A 16,556-nucleotide genomic window follows, 5' to 3' on the forward strand; every position below is an offset into this window, starting at 1 on the left:
GTATCAGGTTCGCCGCGTTATCGTTGGCGACCATCGCGAGCAAGCTCGCTCCTACAGGGATCAGCGGCGTTTATCGAGATCGCAGGCACAAAAAAGCCGCTCGAAAGCGGCTTTTCAGCAGGAAGACTCAGGCTTATTTCAGGCCGGACATCTTCTGGATGGCGCCTTTGAGCTCGGCGTCGGAGCAATCGGCGCAGGTGCCTTTTGGCGGCATCGAATTGATACCGGTAATGGCTTTGGCCAGGATGCCATCGAGGCCGCCCTGGTGATCGGCACGCTCTTTCCAGGCAGCGGCATCACCGATTTTCGGCGCGCCCAACAGGCCTGAACCGTGGCAAGCATTGCAATGTTTTGCAATCACTTCATCCGGAGTTTTTGCACCGCCACCGCCGCCAGCGGCAGTGGCTACTTCCATCCCTTTGCACTCTTTACCCTGAACACAAACCTGGCCGACTGGCTCAAGGCGTTTGGCGATTTCGTCGTTGGTCGCAGCCTGAGCGCTGACACTGACTGCCCATAGGGCCAATACGGTTGCTGGTGCAGCCAGCATTTTCATAATTAGGTTCACGCGTTCACCCTCAATGGTGGCTAGTCACGCCTACGGCCACGGTTCGCAGGCGGGCGCAAGTATAGCGGTAAGCCCGTCGCACTGAAACAACCCCAAAGTCGGAAGGGTCTTAGGCTGCGGCAGAAAAACGAGCCGGGCGTCTCTGCGATGCTGGCAGGACGCCTCTTTTCTTAGAAATTCGCCGGTGTGGCTGCGCTGATTAGTCGCGCCGGCACATCGAACGGATTACGAAAACGGTGTGGCTTGGTACTTTCAAAGTAGTAGCTATCGCCGGCTTCGAGGACAAAAGTTTCGAGGCCAACCACCAGTTCCAGTTTTCCTTCGACCAGGATGCCGGTTTCCTCGCCTTCATGGGTGAGCATCTCGTCACCGGTGTCAGCGCCTGGCGGATAGATTTCATTGAGGAATGCAATAGCCCTGCTCGGATGGGCACGCCCGACCAGTTTCATGGTCACGGCGCCATCGGAAATATCGATCAGCTCGTTGGCCTTGTAGACGATCTGGGTCGGTTTTTCCTGCAGGATTTCTTCGGAAAAGAACTCGACCATGGACATGGGAATCCCGCCCAACACCTTACGCAGCGAACTGATCGAAGGGCTCACGCTGTTCTTCTCGATCATCGAAATCGTGCTGTTGGTGACCCCTGCCCGTTTGGCGAGCTCACGCTGGGAAAGGCCTTTGAGCCTACGGATGGATTGCAGTCGTTCACCGACGTCCAAAGCTTGCGCCTCCAGGATTCAGATTGTTGGAATAGTGAGCGTTATCATGGCGACAGCGTTCAGTATTTACAACACTTTGACCTGAATCCTGTTCAGCGAGGCGACTCCCGGTCTGCAGCCCCGCGCACTAAGCCCCGGAATAGAGCAGTGGCACCCGGCGCAGGTTGCAGAAGATCTGGTAAGGAATCGTGCCGGCAGCCATGGCCACATCACTGGCGAGGATGTTTTTGCCCCACAACTCGACCGTTGAACCGAGGCCGGCCTGCGGCACATCGGTCAGGTCGATGCAGAGCATGTCCATCGATACCCGGCCAATCAACTGGCTGCGCTGACCAGCCACCAACACCGGCGTTCCGGTCGGCGCCGAACGCGGGTAGCCATCGGCGTACCCCATGGCCACAACGCCAATGCGCATCGGTTTCGGGGTGATGAATCTGGCGCCGTAACCGACGGGCTCGCCGGCCGGCAACTCGCGCACGCTGATCACTTTCGATTCCAGGGTCATCACCGGTTGCAGGCGCGATGCTGCTTCGTTGGCTTCTTCGAAAGGCGTGGCGCCGTAGAGCATGATGCCTGGGCGCACCCAATCGCTGGGAATCTGTGGCCAGCCGAGCACTGCCGGCGAGTTGCGCAAACTCACTTCGGCGGACAAACCCTTACGCGCCGCCTCAAACACCGCCACCTGTTCGGCGCTGGCCTGTTCGTGCAACTCATCGGCGCGAGCAAAGTGGCTCATCAGCACCACCTTCGCGACCTTGCCGCTGGCCAGCAGCCGTTGATAGGCCGCCTGATAATCCGCCGGATGCAGGCCAACCCGGTGCATGCCCGAGTCGAGCTTGAGCCACACCGTGATCGGCTTGCTCACCGCCGCTTTCTCGATGGCTTCGAGTTGCCACAGTGAATGCACCACGCACCAGAAATCATGCTCGACGATCAGTGCCAGCTCGTCGGCTTCGAAAAAACCTTCCAGCAGCAGGATCGGTGCAGAAATGCCCGCCGCCCGCAGCTCTAACGCCTCTTCGATGCAGGCCACGGCAAACCCGTCCGCCTCGGCTTCCAGCGCCTGGGCGCAACGCACCGCGCCATGCCCGTAGGCATCGGCCTTGATCACTGCAAGGGCTTTGGCTCCCGTGAGCTCACGGGCGACTTGGTAGTTGTGACGCAGGGCTTGAAGGTCGATCAGGGCACGGGCAGGACGCATGGCGGCAGACTTCTGGTCGGGTTATCGGGAAGAAAAACCGGCGCTGGCTGACGGCGTGAAGCGCCAGCAGCACCGGGAGAGGGATCTGTCTGAAAGCTTATGGCAGAGCGGCGACAACCGACAGCTCGACCAGAATTTGCGGTTCGCACAGTTTCGATTCGACTGTGGCACGGGCCGGGGCGACGCCTTTTGGCAGCCACTTGTCCCACACCGCGTTCATGCCTTCGAAATGCGCGTCGATGTCTTTCAGGTAAATCGTCACCGACAACAGATTGTTTTTGTCGGTGCCGGCCAGATCGAGCAAACGCTCAATGTTGGCCAGGGTTTCACGGGTCTGCTGTTCAATCCCGGCGTTCAGGTCATCGCCGACCTGTCCGGCCAGGTAAACCGTGCCGTTATGGGTGACGATCTGACTCATGCGCTCATTGGTGAGCTGGCGCTGGACTGACATGCTTTGCAGGCTCCTGGATTTTGTTGCCATAACGGGAAATATCGAGACCTTCGGCGCTGATCTGCGGCTTTTTCTTTGCCATCAGGTCAGCCAGCAAGCGACCGGAGCCACAGGCCATGGTCCAGCCGAGCGTGCCGTGACCGGTGTTCAGGAACAGGTTCTTGAACGGTGTGGCACCGACAATCGGCGTGCCGTCCGGCGTAGTCGGACGCAGGCCGGTCCAGAAGCTGGCCTCGGCCAGATTGCCGCCCTGAGGATAAAGGTCGTTGACGATCATCTCCAGGGTTTCGCGTCGGCGTGGGTTCAGCGACAGGTCAAAACCGGCAATTTCCGCCATGCCGCCGACGCGGATGCGGTTGTCGAAACGGGTGATCGCGACCTTGTAGGTCTCGTCGAGAATGGTCGAAGTCGGAGCCATCGCCGGGTTGGTGATCGGCACGGTCAGGGAGTAGCCCTTGAGCGGATACACCGGTGCCTTGATCCCCAGCGGCTTGAGCAGCTGCGGCGAATAGCTGCCGAGGGCCAGCACGTAGCGGTCGGCGGTTTCCAGCTTGCCGTCGATCCACACGCCATTGATGCGGTCACCAGCGAAGTCGAGGCGCTGAATGTCCTGGCCGAAACGGAATTGCACACCGAGGTTCGCGGCCATCTCGGCAAGCTTGCTGGTGAACATCTGGCAGTCGCCAGTCTGGTCGTTCGGCAGGCGCAGGGCACCGGCGAGGATGTCCGTGACGCTGGCCAGGGCCGGCTCAACGCGGGCAATGCCTTCGCGATCGAGCAGTTCGAACGGCACACCGGACTCTTTCAGCACGGCGATGTCTTTCGCCGCGCCGTCGAGCTGGGCCTGGGTGCGGAACAACTGGGTAGTACCGAGGCTACGGCCTTCGTAGGCGATGCCGGTTTCGGCACGCAGTTCATCGAGGCAGTCACGGCTGTACTCGGACAGGCGGACCATGCGCTCCTTGTTCACCGCGTAACGGCTGGCGGTGCAGTTGCGCAGCATCTGTGCCATCCACAGGTACTGGTCGATGTCGGCAGTGGCCTTGATCGCCAGCGGTGCATGGCGCTGCAGCAGCCACTTGATGGCCTTGAGCGGCACGCCCGGCGCGGCCCACGGCGAGGCATAACCCGGCGAGACCTGCCCGGCGTTGGCGAAACTGGTCTCCATGGCAGCAGCCGGCTGCCGGTCGACCACCACCACTTCGAACCCGGCACGAGCCAGATAATAAGCACTGGTGGTACCGATGACGCCGCTACCCAAGACCATGACGCGCATTTTCATATCCCTCATCGCGGCTAACCGCTGACGTTTGTTATTCAGAGCTTTAGATGCGCGCAGTGTAAAAAAGATCTGTCAGTGCTTTTCACTATATAAACGCCTATATTTGGCGACAATTCTCGGCAAAAACCCTTTTCACGGAGGCGCATCCCCTATGCGTACCAACACTCAGACCAAACGTGAGCTGGACAAGATCGACCGCAACATCCTGCGGATCCTGCAAGCGGACGGGCGGATTTCCTTTACGGAGCTTGGAGAAAAGGTCGGGCTCTCGACCACGCCCTGTACTGAGCGGGTCCGGCGTCTGGAGCGCGAAGGGATCATCATGGGCTACAACGCCAGGCTCAATCCGCAGCACCTGAAGGGTAGTCTGCTGGTGTTCGTCGAGATCAGCCTGGACTACAAATCCGGCGATACTTTCGAAGAGTTCCGACGTGCGGTGCTGAAATTGCCCCATGTGTTGGAGTGTCACCTGGTGTCAGGGGATTTCGACTACCTGGTGAAGGCGCGGATCTCCGAGATGGCTTCGTACCGCAAATTGCTGGGCGACATACTGCTCAAGCTGCCCCATGTGCGCGAGTCAAAGAGCTATATCGTGATGGAAGAGGTGAAAGAGAGCCTGACCTTGCCGATTCCGGACTGAAGATCAAAAGATCGCAGCCTGCGGCAGCTCCTACGGGTGTACACACGCTTTTTGCAGGAGCTGCCGCAGGCTGCGATCTTTTAAACCAGCACCTGCCGAGTGCTGGCCATGTACTCGAACACCTGTTTCTCCACCCGCGGATGAATCAGCTCCACCGGCCCGCGCCCGTTGGGGCACGGCAAGGTCTTGGTGGTGCCGAACAGCCGGCAGATCAGCGGCCGCTCGTCATACACGGTGCAACCATTCGGCCCCAGATGCACGCAGTTGAGCTCTTGCATGGCGGCATCCTGCTCGGCGCGGGTCTTGCGCGGCAGGCGCGACATTTCTTCCGGCGAGGTGGTCACCGGCCCGCAGCAGTCATGGCAACCGGGAACGCACTCGAACGAGGGAATCTGTTGTCGCAAAGTGCGGATTGTCTGGCTGTTGCAGCTCATTGAAGCGATGACCAATAGCGAAATAGAGCGCGATTCTGACGCAAAAGCCCCGATCCAGACAGCACCACCCGACCAATGTTGCCCGTGCGGGAGGGTCCGGCTTATGCTCCGCCAGGTTTTCCAGACGCAAGAATCAGGAACACGCACATGAATGCCCTTGCTCAACAGCGTGCCCTGAGCCACGCCGCGTCCTACTACGCCGCCAGCAGCCTGCCGCAGCCTGAACTTGCGGCGCTCAAAGGCGAAGTGCTGACCGATGTCTGCGTTGTGGGCGGTGGGTTTTCGGGGTTGAACACGGCGCTTGAGCTGGCCGAACGCGGCCTCAGCGTGGTGTTGCTCGAGGCTCACAAAATCGGCTGGGGCGCCAGTGGTCGCAATGGCGGGCAGCTGATTCGCGGCGTCGGCCACGGCCTCGATCAATTCGCCAATATCATCGGCGTCGAAGGCGTGCGGCAGATGAAGCTCATGGGCCTGGAAGCCGTGGAAATCGTCCGGCAACGGGTTGAGCGCTTCCAGATCCCCTGCGACCTGACCTGGGGTTACTGCGACCTCGCCAACAAACCCCGTGACCTTGAAGGTTTCGCCGAGGACGCCGAAGAACTGCGCAGCCTCGGTTATCGCTACGAAACCCGCTTGCTGCAAGCCAATGAGATGCACACCGTGGTTGGCTCCACGCGCTACGTGGGTGGCCTGATCGACATGGGTTCGGGGCACCTGCATCCACTGAACCTGGCTCTGGGCGAAGCCGCAGCGGCACAACGACTGGGGGTCCAGTTGTTCGAGCAGTCGGCCGTGACCCGCATCGACTATGGCGCCGAGGTCCAGGTCCATACCGCCGAGGGCTCGGTCCGCGCCAAAACCCTGGTGCTGGGCTGCAATGCCTATATCAATAACCTGAACCCGGAACTCAGCGGCAAAGTCCTGCCCGCCGGCAGCTACATCATCGCCACCGAACCATTGAGCGAAGAACTGGCCCACGCCCTACTGCCGCAGAACATGGCGGTCTGTGACCAGCGAGTGGCGCTGGACTACTACCGGCTCTCGACGGACCGGCGCCTGCTGTTTGGCGGCGCCTGCCATTACTCGGGCCGTGACCCGAAAGACATCGCTGCGTACATGCGTCCGAAAATGCTGGAGGTCTTCCCGCAACTGAGCGCAGTGAAGATCGATTACCAATGGGGCGGCATGATCGGCATCGGTGCCAATCGCCTGCCGCAGATCGGACGACTCAAGGACCAGCCGAACGTGTACTACGCCCAGGCCTATTCCGGTCATGGCGTGAATGCCACGCACCTGGCGGGCAAGCTGCTGGCCGAGGCTATCAGCGGCCAGCACAGCGGCGGCTTCGATCTGTTTGCCAAGGTGCCGCACATCACCTTCCCCGGCGGCAAGCATTTGCGTTCGCCGTTGCTGGCGCTGGGGATGTTGTGGCATCGGCTTAAAGAGTTGGTCTGAAGGTTTAGCTGGCCCTGTACCGGCGCCATCGCGAGCAGGCTCGCTCCCACAAGGACCGGCGGTGAACACAAATCTTGTGAACACCACCATTCCCTGTGGGAGCGAGCTTGCTCGCGATGAGGCCCTGAAGAACACTGCAAAACTCAGATCCTCCAGAAAGGCTTCAGCCCCTCCTCCCGCGCCTGCTCCCGGGTCAGCCCGATATCCTTGAGCTGGTCAGCCGTCAGCGCCAGCAAGGCCTTGCGCGTGTGCAGGCGACGCCAGAACTGATCCCAGCGACTCAGGTCGGACGACACATTGTGCATGCCCGCCTCCCGCGCGCCGTTGTTCTGCTCTGCCACCAGTTCCTGACTGTGTAACGTCAGCCGCACATCGCTCAAACCGTTCATCTTGGATGCTCCTGTTTACTTGGGTAGCCAGAGGTTCCATGATGCGTGGGCGCGCAAAAGCATTACAGATTCAAAGCAGCTGTATTAACTCCATACAGTTTTGCCGATTCCGCCACTGAATCCCGATTTTCCGCCAGAACTGTACTGGTCAAGCGAATCTCTCCTATCGAGGCTGCACCATGACCCTTTACGTCAACCTCGCCGAATTGCTCGGTACACGTATCGAACAGGGCTTCTATCGCCCCGGTGACCGGCTGCCCTCGGTACGGGCGCTGAGCGTCGAGCACGGCGTCAGCCTGAGCACGGTGCAGCAGGCTTATCGGGTGCTGGAAGACAGCGGGTTGGCCATGCCACGGCCCAAGTCCGGGTACTTCGTTCCTGCCAGTCGCCAATTGCCGGATTTGCCGGCAGTCGGTCGCCCGGCCCAGCGCCCGGTGGATATCTCTCAATGGGATCAGGTGCTGGAATTGATCCGCGCCGTGCCGCGCAAAGACGTGGTGCAACTGGGCCGCGGCATGCCGGATATCACCAGCCCGACCATGAAGCCGCTGCTGCGCGATCTGGCGCGAATCAGCCGACGGCAGGACATGCCCGGCCTGTATTACGACAACATCCACGGCAACCTCGAGCTGCGCGAACAGATCGCTCGCCTGATGCTCGACTCCGGTTGCCAACTGAGCGCCAGCGAACTGGTGGTCACCACTGGATGCCATGAAGCGCTGTCCACCAGCGTTCGCGCGATTTGCGAACCCGGCGACATTGTGGCGGTGGACTCGCCGAGCTTTCACGGTGCAATGCAAACCCTCAAGGGCCTGGGCCTGAAAGCCCTGGAAATCCCCACCGATCCGCTGACCGGCATCAGCCTCGAAGCGCTGGAACTGGCCCTGGAGCAGTGGCCGATCAAGGTCATACAGTTGACCCCCAACTGCAACAACCCGTTGGGCTACATCATGCCAGAGTCGCGCAAACGCGCGTTGTTGACGCTTGCACAACGGTTTGACGTAGCGATCATCGAGGACGATGTGTATGGCGAACTGGCCTACACCTACCCGCGTCCGCGCACGATCAAGTCCTTTGACGAGGACGGTCGTGTCCTGTTGTGCAGCTCGTTTTCCAAGACCCTGGCGCCGGGCCTGCGCATTGGCTGGGTCGCACCAGGCCGCTATCTGGAACGGGTGCTGCACATGAAATACATCAGCACCGGTTCCACCGCGCCACAACCGCAGATCGCCATCGCCGAATTCCTTAAAGGTGGCCACTTCGAACCGCATTTGCGGCGGATGCGCACGCAATACCAGCGCAATCGCGACCTGATGATCGATTGGGTAAGTCGCTACTTCCCGGCCGGCACCCGTGCCAGTCGTCCGCAAGGCAGCTTCATGCTGTGGGTGGAGCTACCGGAAAGCTTCGACACCCTGAAGCTGAATCGCGCACTGCACGACCAAAGCGTACAGATTGCCGTGGGCAGCATCTTTTCCGCCTCCGGCAAGTACCGCAATTGCCTGCGCATGAACTACGCTGCAAAACCAACACCGCAGATCGAAGAAGCGGTTCGCAAGGTTGGCGCAACAGCGATCAAACTGCTGGCGGAAACCGATCAGCTCAGCGACTGACTTTTATTCGGGAATCCGCGTCCATATGCCCATCTGCGCCACCAAACGGAACGATCCTACGTGAGAGTCAGAAAGCCCCTGCTTGCTCTTCTGCTGCTCGTCACGTTCCTGGGCGGCTGCTCCAGCTTCGACGTTCAGCGTGTGCCGAGCCAGGCGCTGCCAGCTTCAGACTCCGCATTCGGCCGCTCGGTCCAGGCACAGGCTGCACCTTACAAGGGACAATCGGGCTTTCGCCTGCTATCGGACAGCACCGAGGCCTTCACCGCCCGTGCCGAACTGATACGCAATGCCCAAAGCAGCCTCGATTTGCAGTACTACATCGTGCACGACGGCATCAGCACGCGCATGTTGATCGAGGAATTGCTAAAGGCCGCCGACCGGGGCGTGCGGGTGCGGGTACTGCTCGACGACACCGCCAGCGACGGCCTGGACCGCGTCATCGCCACCCTCGCCGCGCACCCGAACATCCAGATCCGCGTGTTCAATCCGCTGAATCTTGGTCGCAGCACCGGCGTGACCCGTACCGTGGGCCGGCTGTTCAATCTGTCGCAACAACATCGACGCATGCACAACAAGCTGTTGCTGGCGGACAACAGCATGGCCATCGTCGGCGGACGCAATCTGGGGGACGAGTATTACGATGCCAAGCCCAACATGAATTTCACTGACATCGACATGCTCAGTGTCGGTCCGGTTGCCGAGCAACTCGGACACAGTTTCGACCAGTACTGGAACAGCGCCCTGAGTAAACCGATCGACGAATTCCTGTCGAGCAAACCTACCCCCCAGGACTTGGCAAACACCCGCGCCCGGCTGGAAGACTCCTTGGCGCAATCACGCAAACAGAATCACGCGCTGTACAAACACTTGATGACCTTCACCACACACCCGCGCCTGGATATCTGGCGCCGCGAACTGATCTGGGCCTGGAACCAGGCATTGTGGGACGCGCCAAGCAAGGTACTGGCCAAGGGCGAGCCCGATCCGCAGTTGTTGCTGACCACGCAACTTGCACCTGAACTCAATAACGTCAGCAAAGAGCTGATCATGATCTCGGCCTACTTCGTTCCCGGCCAACCGGGGCTGGTGTACCTGACCGGGCGCGCCGATGCCGGAGTTTCGGTGAGTTTGCTGACCAATTCACTGGAAGCCACGGACGTGCCTGCTGTACACGGTGGTTACGCGCCCTATCGCAGGGCGCTGCTGGAGCACGGCGTAAAGCTGTACGAATTGCGTCGCCAACCGGGCGAGGAAGGCGGCAGCGGTAGCGGGCCGCATCTGTTCTCCAGCAACGCCTATTACGGCTCGGAATCCAGTCTGCACAGCAAGGCAATGATCTTCGACCAGCAGAAATCCTTTATCGGCTCATTCAATTTCGATCCGCGCTCGGTGTTGTGGAACACCGAAGTCGGCGTGCTGGTGGACAGTCCGCAGTTGGCCGTACGGGTCCGTGAACTGGCGCTGCAGGGTATGGCGCCGCCCCTGAGTTATCAGGTGGCGCTGGAAAACGATCAGATCGTCTGGACCACCGAAGACGATGGAAAAGTGCACACCCTGACCAAAGAGCCAGGGAGTTGGTGGCGGCGCTTCAATGCGTGGATGAGCAATACGGTCGGGCTGGAGAAGATGTTGTAGTCCGGTATCAACAGGGCCTTTGTGGCGAGGGGGCTTGCCCCCGTTGCTCTGCGAAGCAGTGCCAAACCCTGCAATCGCATTTTGTCTGACTTACCGGGTTGTTTGCTTTTACGACTGCTTCGCAGCCGAACGGGGGCAAGCCCCCTCGCCACAGATTCTGCGCTCGTCGTTACGCCGGTTGCACGGTACCAAACGCCCCTTGCCGCGACACCACGATCAATACGCCAAAGGCCCCCACTGCCATCAGCAACGGCAACGCATGACCGCTGACCCACTGGCTGCCGGCGCCCGCCAACAGCGGCCCGACCAGACAACCAATCCCCCACAGCTGGGCGATGTGGGCGTTAGCCCGCACCAGCGCATCGTCGCGATAACGCTCGCCGATCAGGATCAACGACAAGGTGAATAACCCGCCAGCGCTGGCGCCGAACAACACCCACAGTGGCCAGATCAGCAGCGTGTCGATCAGCATCGGAATCGCCAGACTCGACAGCAGCAAGACGACTGCGCAGCCGGTAAACAATGCGCGGCGTGACAAGCGATCGGCCAATGCACCAATCGGCAATTGCAGCACTGCATCGCCGACCACCACCGTACTGACCATCGCCAGGGCGATCTCCGTGGTGAAGCCCTGGCGCAGGCAATAGACCGGCAACAGCGTCAGAATCATCGCCTCGAACGCGGCGAACAGCGACACCGCCCAGGCAATCGCCGGCAGGCCACGGCAGAACTCAAGCAAATCACGCAGGGTCACGCTGCTGGCCTCGCTGCTCGGCGCACCACTGCGCCCCAACAACAGAAACGGAGCAGCCATCAGCAAACCGACGCCGACCCAAAAACCATAATCGTGCTCGGTGCCAAGCAAGCCCAGCAACACCGGCCCGGCCAGCTGACTCAGTGCGTAGCTGCTGCCATACAGCGCCACCAGCCGCCCGCGCCACTGCTCGACCACCAGTTGATTGATCCAGCTTTCACCGATGATGAATACGAGGGTCAGGATCACCCCGATCATCAGCCGCAGCACCAGCCAGATCGGATAGCTCGGCAACAGCGCCAACAAACCGATGGAGACCGCTCCTGCCCACAGGCACAGGCGCATCAGATTGGCCGTGCCGAAGCGCGCCGCCAGATGACTGGAGATTTTCGCCCCCAACAGGACACCGATGGCCGGCATCGCCGCCATCACACCAATGGCAAACGAGCCGTAGCCCCAGCTTTCCAGGCGAAACGACACCAGCGGCATGCTGACACCCAGGGCCAGGCCGACACTCAAGACAGATGCCAAAACGGCGAAATAAGTCGCCCAACGCATGTTCCACGCTCCTGTGGATATTTTTATGTACAACACAAAACACTGTGGGAGCGAGCTTGCTCGCGATAGCGGTACAACATTCAACATTGAAGTCGACTGTTACACCGCTATCGCGAGCAAGCTCGCTCCCACAAGGGATCTGCGTCGTTCGGGAGGCCTGCTGTAAAAACAGGCCTCCCTTAACGGCTTACAACTTGATCCAGGTCGCCTTCAGCTCGGTGTACTTGTCGAAAGCATGCAGCGATTTGTCGCGACCGTTGCCGGACTGCTTGAAGCCACCGAACGGAGCGGTCATGTCGCCGCCATCGTACTGGTTGACCCACACGCTACCGGCACGCAGTGCACGGGCGGTGAGGTGAGCCTTGGAGATGTCGGCCGTCCAGACCGCAGCAGCCAGGCCGTACGGAGTGTCGTTGGCGATCGCGATGGCCTCTTCGGCGCTGTCGAATGCAATGACCGACAGTACCGGGCCGAAGATTTCCTCCTGGGCGATTTTCATCGCGTTGCTCACCCCGTCGAAAATCGTCGGTTCAACGTAAGTGCCGCCCGTTTCCTGGAGCGTACGCTTGCCTCCGGCCACCAGCTTGGCGCCGTCGGCATGGCCGGACTCGATGTAGGACAGCACGGTGTTCATCTGCTGGGTATCGACCAGCGCGCCAACATTGGTCGACGGGTCCAGCGGGTTGCCCGGCTTCCAGGTTTTCAGCGCTTCGATCACCAGCGGCAGAAATTTGTCCTTGATCGAACGCTCCACCAGGAGGCGCGAACCGGCGGTGCAAACTTCGCCCTGGTTAAAGGCGATGGCACCGGCAGCCGCTTCGGCAGCGTCTTGCAGGTTCGGCGCATCGGCGAACACGATGTTCGGGCTCTTGCCGCCCGCTTCGAGCCAGACGCGCTTCATGTTCGACTCGCCGGAGTAGATCAACAGTTGCTTGGCGATCTTGGTCGAACCGGTGAACACCAGGGTGTCGACGTCGTTGTGCAGGGCCAGCGCCTTGCCGACGGTGTGACCATAACCCGGCAATACGTTCAGCACGCCTTTCGGGATGCCGGCTTCGACAGCCAGTTCAGCGATGCGAATCGCCGTCAGCGGCGATTTTTCCGACGGCTTGAGGATCACCGAGTTACCGATGGACAGGGCAGGACCGAGTTTCCAGCACGCCATCATCAGCGGGAAGTTCCACGGCACGATAGCGCCGACCACACCCACCGGCTCACGGGTCACAAGACCCAACTGATCGTGCGGAGTGGCTGCTACTTCGTCGTAGATCTTGTCGATGGCTTCGCCGCTCCAGCTCAGGGCTTGCGCCGCGCCGGGAACGTCGATGTGCAGGGAGTCGCTGATAGGCTTGCCCATGTCCAGGGTTTCAAGCAGGGCCAGCTCTTCGGCGTGCTGCTTCAGCAGGCCGGCGAAACGGATCATGGTGGATTTGCGTTTGGCCGGCGCCAGGCGCGACCAGACACCGGAATTGAACGTGGCACGAGCGTTTTCCACGGCGCGCTGGGCATCGGCGGCGTCACAGCTGGCAATCTTGCCCAGCAGACGACCATCGACCGGGCTGATGCACTCGAAAGTCTCGCCGGAGACGGCGTCGGTGTATTCGCCATTGATATAGGCGCGGCCTTCGATTTTCAGGTCGCGGGCACGTTGCTCCCAGTCGGCACGGGTCAGGGTGGTCATGCGAGTGTCCTCCTCTTATTGAATACGACACCCGCGTTCTTCGCGGGCGCTGTCAGGAATTCTGCCCGGCCAGCCTGCTGTTCGGCCCAAGGCATCCACCACCCTAAACCAGCCGCCCATGAAGTTTCAATATATTTGACACAAGGCTAGCAAACGGCCTTGCGATGTTCATTTTAATAAACATAGACTTTGCGCTGACCAACCACACGCGCCGTAAAAACGGAGGGATAACAACAATGAACATCCAGAACGTCGTCGACTTCAGCCAAGCCACTACCGAGCCTGAACGCTACCGCCCTGACCCAACCAAAGTGCTCAAGGGCGACCCCGAGCAAGCGGTATACAACCATTACAACAGCCCTTGCGGCCAGTTGAACGCCGGTGTGTGGGAAGGGGCTGTCGGCCAGTGGACGGTGAACTTCACCGAACATGAATACTGCGAAATCGTGCAGGGCGTCTCCGTGCTGCGTGACCTCGATGGCAATGCCAAGACCCTGCGTGTAGGCGATCGCTTCGTGATCCCCGCCGGCTTTCGCGGCACATGGGAAGTGCTGGAGCCGTGCCGCAAGATCTATGTGGCGTTTGAACAGAAGGCCTGAGAATTTGGGTTGTCCCAGCCGGCCTCATCGCGAGCACAAAACTCAAGCAACAAAAAAGGCCCGTATCTCGCGATACGGGCCTTTTTCGTAAGAGTGAAAAATCAATTACTTGATTTTGCCTTCTTTGTAGATCACGTGCTTGCGAACAACCGGATCATATTTCTTGATCTCGATTTTGTCCGGGGTAGTACGCTTGTTCTTGTCGGTAGTGTAGAAGTGACCAGTACCGGCGCTCGAAATCAAACGAATCAATTCACGCATGATTAGCTCCCTTAAACCTTGCCATCGCGGCGAAGTTCGGCCAGCACGACAGTGATGCCACGCTTGTCGATGATACGCATGCCTTTGGCAGATACGCGCAGACGTACAAAACGTTTCTCTTCTTCAACCCAGAAGCGGTGATGCTGCAGGTTCGGCAGGAAACGACGACGGGTTTTGTTGTTTGCGTGGGAAATGTTATTCCCGGTTACCGGACCCTTACCGGTAACTTGACATACTCTAGACATGCCTCAGCCCTCTAAAACCACATGCCCAACCCGGCATGGGTTGGCCGCTTAATCTCTCAGTCATTTGGCGCCAGGCGCCGCGTTTCTTTAGAGGTCTTACCGGCTACACCTACAGTGAAGGAACCGGGCCCCTAGAAAAGAGCGCTGCTTTATACCAGAAAGACTGGAGAGCAACAACATTCAGTGTGCGTTGAATTCACAAAAAGCCCGCTTTCCGGGCTCCGAGCGCCTTGGACAAAGGCTATTGTCGATGGCGACCGCTCGTCGCAGAGAATCGCTCATTGAGCCAACCTGGCGTTTTGCTCAACCGCTGCACAGCAAAATCAGTGGCCTATAGTCCACTCAAAATGAAAAAGGGGATAGTCATTTACAAAAGAGCCCACTAGGGTAAGCCTTTTCCAGACTGCACTTGCAGATGGGCCTTCGACCTGTAAAGGAAGCCGACCATGCGCCTTGCTGCCCTACCACTGTTGCTCGCCCCGCTTCTGCTGAGCCCACAGGCCTTTGCCGCCGCCCTGAGCGTCTGCACCGAGGCCAGCCCTGAAGGGTTCGACGTTGTGCAGTACAACTCGCTGACCACCACCAACGCCTCGGCCGATGTGTTGATGAATCGCTTGGTGGAGTTCGATACGGCCAGTGGCAAGGTGGTCGCCAGCCTCGCCGACAGCTGGGAAGTCAGCCCCGACGGCCTGAACTACATCTTCAAGTTGCACCCGCAGGTGAAATTCCATCGCACCGAGTACTTCACCCCGACGCGCGACCTGAACGCCGAAGACGTGATTTTCAGCTTCGACCGCATGCTCGACCCGGCCAATGCGTGGCATAAAGTCGCCCAGAGCGGCTTCCCCCATGCGCAATCGATGCAGTTGCCTGCACTGATCAAGAAGATCGACGCCCTCGATCCGCAGACCGTGCGCTTCACCCTCGACCACCCGGATTCGACCTTCCTGGCGACCCTGAGTATGGGCTTCGCCTCGATCTATTCGGCCGAATACGCCGACAAACTGATGAAGGCCGGTACGCCGGAGAAGCTCAACAGCCAGCCGATCGGCACAGGACCGTTCGTTTTCACCCGTTTCCAGAAGGACGCCTCGGTTCGCTACAAAGCCAACCCCGAATACTTCGGCGGTAAACCCTCTGTAGACCCGCTGATCTTCGCCATCACGCCGGATGCCAACGTGCGCCTGCAGAAATTGCGTCGTAACGAATGCCAGATCGCCCTGTCGCCCAAGCCTCTGGACGTACAGGAAGCGCGGAAAGAGCCGGCCCTGAAAGTCGTAAGGACTGACGCGTTCATGACCGCATTCGTCGGCATCAACAGCCAGCATCCGCCGCTGGACAAGCCAGAAGTGCGTCAGGCCATCAACCTTGCCTTCGACAAGGCCAGCTATGTCAAGGCCGTGTTCGAAGACACCGCCGAGGCGGCCAACGGTCCGTACCCGCCCAACACCTGGAGCTACGCGAAAAACCTGCCGGGCTACCCTCACGACATCGAAAAGGCCAAAGCCTTGATGGCCAAGGCCGGGCTCAAGGAAGGCTTCCAGACCACCATCTGGACCCGCCCTTCCGGCAGCCTGCTCAACCCCAACCCGAGCCTGGGTGCGCAACTGCTGCAGTCCGATCTGGCCGAAATCGGCATTCAGGCAGAAATACGTGTGATCGAATGGGGCGAGTTGATCCGCCGCGCCAAGGCCGGTGAACACGACTTGCTGTTCATGGGGTGGGCTGGCGACAACGGCGACCCGGACAACTTTCTCACGCCGCAGTTTTCCTGCGCCGCGGTCAAGTCCGGGACCAACTTCGCCCGTTACTGCAACCAGGATCTGGACAAGCTGATCAGCGCCGGCAAGACCACTGGCGAGCAAGGTGTGCGCAGTAAACTCTACGAACAGGCGCAGGCGCAGATCCAGCAACAGGCGCTGTGGTTGCCCCTGGCCCACCCGACTGCTTTCGCGCTGACGCGCAAGGATGTCGAGGGGTACTCGGTCAGCCCGTTTGGGCGGCAGGATTATTCGAAGGTCAACCTCAAATAATCTGACACAACACCTGTGGGAGCGAGCTTGCTCGCGAT

The 16,556-nt window shown here is 59.9% G+C and carries 17 protein-coding genes; 6 read left to right on the top strand and 11 right to left on the bottom strand.

All coding sequences use genetic code 11. The annotated features are described in order from the left end of the window. Positions 1 to 133 precede the first annotated feature (133 nt). The 5 genes from KGA81_RS04365 to dadA all read right to left on the bottom strand — a co-directional run bounded on the left by KGA81_RS04365 (position 134) and on the right by dadA (position 4,215). Positions 134 to 556 carry a c-type cytochrome gene (locus KGA81_RS04365; RefSeq protein WP_108217220.1) on the bottom strand — a complete coding sequence of 141 codons (423 nt, stop codon included), beginning with the start codon at positions 554 to 556 and terminating at the stop codon, positions 134 to 136. Between the two features lie 182 nt (positions 557 to 738). Further along, the gene (locus KGA81_RS04370; protein ID WP_008023455.1) at positions 739 to 1,287 is read right to left on the bottom strand and encodes a cupin domain-containing protein; all 549 of its coding nucleotides are present in this window, start codon (positions 1,285 to 1,287) and stop codon (positions 739 to 741) included. A 127-nt stretch (positions 1,288 to 1,414) separates the two neighbouring features. Further along, complete coding sequence (gene alr / locus KGA81_RS04375; protein ID WP_223544723.1) at positions 1,415 to 2,488, bottom strand: alanine racemase; 1,074 nt, start codon at positions 2,486 to 2,488, stop codon at positions 1,415 to 1,417. Positions 2,489 to 2,585: 97 nt separating this feature from the next. After that, complete coding sequence (locus tag KGA81_RS04380) at positions 2,586 to 2,939, bottom strand: RidA family protein (protein ID WP_223544724.1); 354 nt, start codon at positions 2,937 to 2,939, stop codon at positions 2,586 to 2,588. Next, on the bottom strand, positions 2,911 to 4,215 hold the full coding sequence (dadA, locus tag KGA81_RS04385; RefSeq protein ID WP_223544725.1) for a D-amino acid dehydrogenase: 1,305 nt from the start codon (positions 4,213 to 4,215) through the stop codon (positions 2,911 to 2,913). Before dadA ends, KGA81_RS04380 begins: the two co-directional genes overlap by 29 nt. A gap of 157 nt (positions 4,216 to 4,372) precedes the next feature. On the opposite strand from dadA, the gene KGA81_RS04390 reads away from it, so the two are divergent. Beyond that, on the top strand, positions 4,373 to 4,861 hold the full coding sequence (locus tag KGA81_RS04390; RefSeq protein ID WP_007975155.1) for an Lrp/AsnC ligand binding domain-containing protein: 489 nt from the start codon (positions 4,373 to 4,375) through the stop codon (positions 4,859 to 4,861). Between the two features lie 80 nt (positions 4,862 to 4,941). Here the strand turns inward: KGA81_RS04390 and KGA81_RS04395 are convergent, their stop codons facing one another. Then, entirely contained in the window at positions 4,942 to 5,295 is a 354-nt protein-coding gene (locus tag KGA81_RS04395; RefSeq protein ID WP_223544726.1) for a YkgJ family cysteine cluster protein, read from the bottom strand. A gap of 147 nt (positions 5,296 to 5,442) precedes the next feature. Between KGA81_RS04395 and KGA81_RS04400 the strand changes: the two genes are divergently transcribed. Further along, positions 5,443 to 6,750, top strand: coding sequence for an NAD(P)/FAD-dependent oxidoreductase (locus KGA81_RS04400; RefSeq protein ID WP_223544727.1), 1,308 nt, complete (start codon positions 5,443 to 5,445; stop codon positions 6,748 to 6,750). 143 nt (positions 6,751 to 6,893) lie between these two features. Here KGA81_RS04400 and KGA81_RS04405 read toward each other — a convergent pair whose 3' ends face one another. Then, a complete protein-coding gene (locus KGA81_RS04405; RefSeq protein ID WP_223544728.1) occupies positions 6,894 to 7,139 on the bottom strand; it encodes a DUF1127 domain-containing protein in 246 nt (81 codons plus the stop codon). 179 nt (positions 7,140 to 7,318) lie between these two features. Here KGA81_RS04405 and KGA81_RS04410 point away from each other — a divergent pair, with 179 nt between their 5' ends. Further along, on the top strand, positions 7,319 to 8,752 hold the full coding sequence (locus tag KGA81_RS04410) for a PLP-dependent aminotransferase family protein (RefSeq protein WP_223544729.1): 1,434 nt from the start codon (positions 7,319 to 7,321) through the stop codon (positions 8,750 to 8,752). Positions 8,753 to 8,812: 60 nt separating this feature from the next. Next, a complete protein-coding gene (locus KGA81_RS04415) occupies positions 8,813 to 10,387 on the top strand; it encodes a phospholipase D family protein (protein ID WP_223544730.1) in 1,575 nt (524 codons plus the stop codon). A 169-nt stretch (positions 10,388 to 10,556) separates the two neighbouring features. Here the strand turns inward: KGA81_RS04415 and KGA81_RS04420 are convergent, their stop codons facing one another. Then, entirely contained in the window at positions 10,557 to 11,699 is a 1,143-nt protein-coding gene (locus KGA81_RS04420) for an MFS transporter (RefSeq protein ID WP_223544731.1), read from the bottom strand. 187 nt (positions 11,700 to 11,886) lie between these two features. Further along, positions 11,887 to 13,380: an aldehyde dehydrogenase gene (locus tag KGA81_RS04425; protein ID WP_223544732.1), complete on the bottom strand. Its 1,494-nt coding sequence runs from the start codon at positions 13,378 to 13,380 to the stop codon at positions 11,887 to 11,889. 236 nt (positions 13,381 to 13,616) lie between these two features. Between KGA81_RS04425 and KGA81_RS04430 the strand changes: the two genes are divergently transcribed. Further along, complete coding sequence (locus KGA81_RS04430) at positions 13,617 to 13,979, top strand: cupin domain-containing protein (protein WP_223544733.1); 363 nt, start codon at positions 13,617 to 13,619, stop codon at positions 13,977 to 13,979. 105 nt (positions 13,980 to 14,084) lie between these two features. Here KGA81_RS04430 and rpmG read toward each other — a convergent pair whose 3' ends face one another. Further along, entirely contained in the window at positions 14,085 to 14,240 is a 156-nt protein-coding gene (gene rpmG / locus KGA81_RS04435; protein ID WP_003177274.1) for a 50S ribosomal protein L33, read from the bottom strand. Positions 14,241 to 14,251: 11 nt separating this feature from the next. Further along, on the bottom strand, positions 14,252 to 14,485 hold the full coding sequence (gene rpmB / locus KGA81_RS04440) for a 50S ribosomal protein L28 (RefSeq protein WP_007975166.1): 234 nt from the start codon (positions 14,483 to 14,485) through the stop codon (positions 14,252 to 14,254). A 446-nt stretch (positions 14,486 to 14,931) separates the two neighbouring features. Between rpmB and KGA81_RS04445 the strand changes: the two genes are divergently transcribed. Further along, positions 14,932 to 16,518: an ABC transporter substrate-binding protein gene (locus KGA81_RS04445; RefSeq protein ID WP_223544734.1), complete on the top strand. Its 1,587-nt coding sequence runs from the start codon at positions 14,932 to 14,934 to the stop codon at positions 16,516 to 16,518. Positions 16,519 to 16,556 lie beyond the last annotated feature (38 nt).

Origin of the sequence: Pseudomonas sp. A-B-19 (genome assembly GCF_019947515.1) — a bacterium.
Classification (GTDB): domain Bacteria; phylum Pseudomonadota; class Gammaproteobacteria; order Pseudomonadales; family Pseudomonadaceae; genus Aquipseudomonas.

What these genes read in the sequence shown, in the direction of transcription:
- KGA81_RS04390 (WP_007975155.1), top strand. Translation starts at nt 4,373, where the DNA reads ATGCGTACCAACACTCAGACCAAACGTGAGCTGGACAAGATCGACCGC.
- KGA81_RS04395 (WP_223544726.1), bottom strand. Translation starts at nt 5,295, where the DNA reads ATGAGCTGCAACAGCCAGACAATCCGCACTTTGCGACAACAGATTCCC.
- KGA81_RS04410 (WP_223544729.1), top strand. Translation starts at nt 7,319, where the DNA reads ATGACCCTTTACGTCAACCTCGCCGAATTGCTCGGTACACGTATCGAA.
- KGA81_RS04400 (WP_223544727.1), top strand. Translation starts at nt 5,443, where the DNA reads ATGAATGCCCTTGCTCAACAGCGTGCCCTGAGCCACGCCGCGTCCTAC.
- dadA (WP_223544725.1), bottom strand. Translation starts at nt 4,215, where the DNA reads ATGCGCGTCATGGTCTTGGGTAGCGGCGTCATCGGTACCACCAGTGCT.
- KGA81_RS04405 (WP_223544728.1), bottom strand. Translation starts at nt 7,139, where the DNA reads ATGAACGGTTTGAGCGATGTGCGGCTGACGTTACACAGTCAGGAACTG.
- rpmG (WP_003177274.1), bottom strand. Translation starts at nt 14,240, where the DNA reads ATGCGTGAATTGATTCGTTTGATTTCGAGCGCCGGTACTGGTCACTTC.
- KGA81_RS04430 (WP_223544733.1), top strand. Translation starts at nt 13,617, where the DNA reads ATGAACATCCAGAACGTCGTCGACTTCAGCCAAGCCACTACCGAGCCT.
- KGA81_RS04445 (WP_223544734.1), top strand. Translation starts at nt 14,932, where the DNA reads ATGCGCCTTGCTGCCCTACCACTGTTGCTCGCCCCGCTTCTGCTGAGC.
- KGA81_RS04420 (WP_223544731.1), bottom strand. Translation starts at nt 11,699, where the DNA reads ATGCGTTGGGCGACTTATTTCGCCGTTTTGGCATCTGTCTTGAGTGTC.
- KGA81_RS04380 (WP_223544724.1), bottom strand. Translation starts at nt 2,939, where the DNA reads ATGTCAGTCCAGCGCCAGCTCACCAATGAGCGCATGAGTCAGATCGTC.
- KGA81_RS04365 (WP_108217220.1), bottom strand. Translation starts at nt 556, where the DNA reads ATGAAAATGCTGGCTGCACCAGCAACCGTATTGGCCCTATGGGCAGTC.
- alr (WP_223544723.1), bottom strand. Translation starts at nt 2,488, where the DNA reads ATGCGTCCTGCCCGTGCCCTGATCGACCTTCAAGCCCTGCGTCACAAC.
- KGA81_RS04425 (WP_223544732.1), bottom strand. Translation starts at nt 13,380, where the DNA reads ATGACCACCCTGACCCGTGCCGACTGGGAGCAACGTGCCCGCGACCTG.
- rpmB (WP_007975166.1), bottom strand. Translation starts at nt 14,485, where the DNA reads ATGTCTAGAGTATGTCAAGTTACCGGTAAGGGTCCGGTAACCGGGAAT.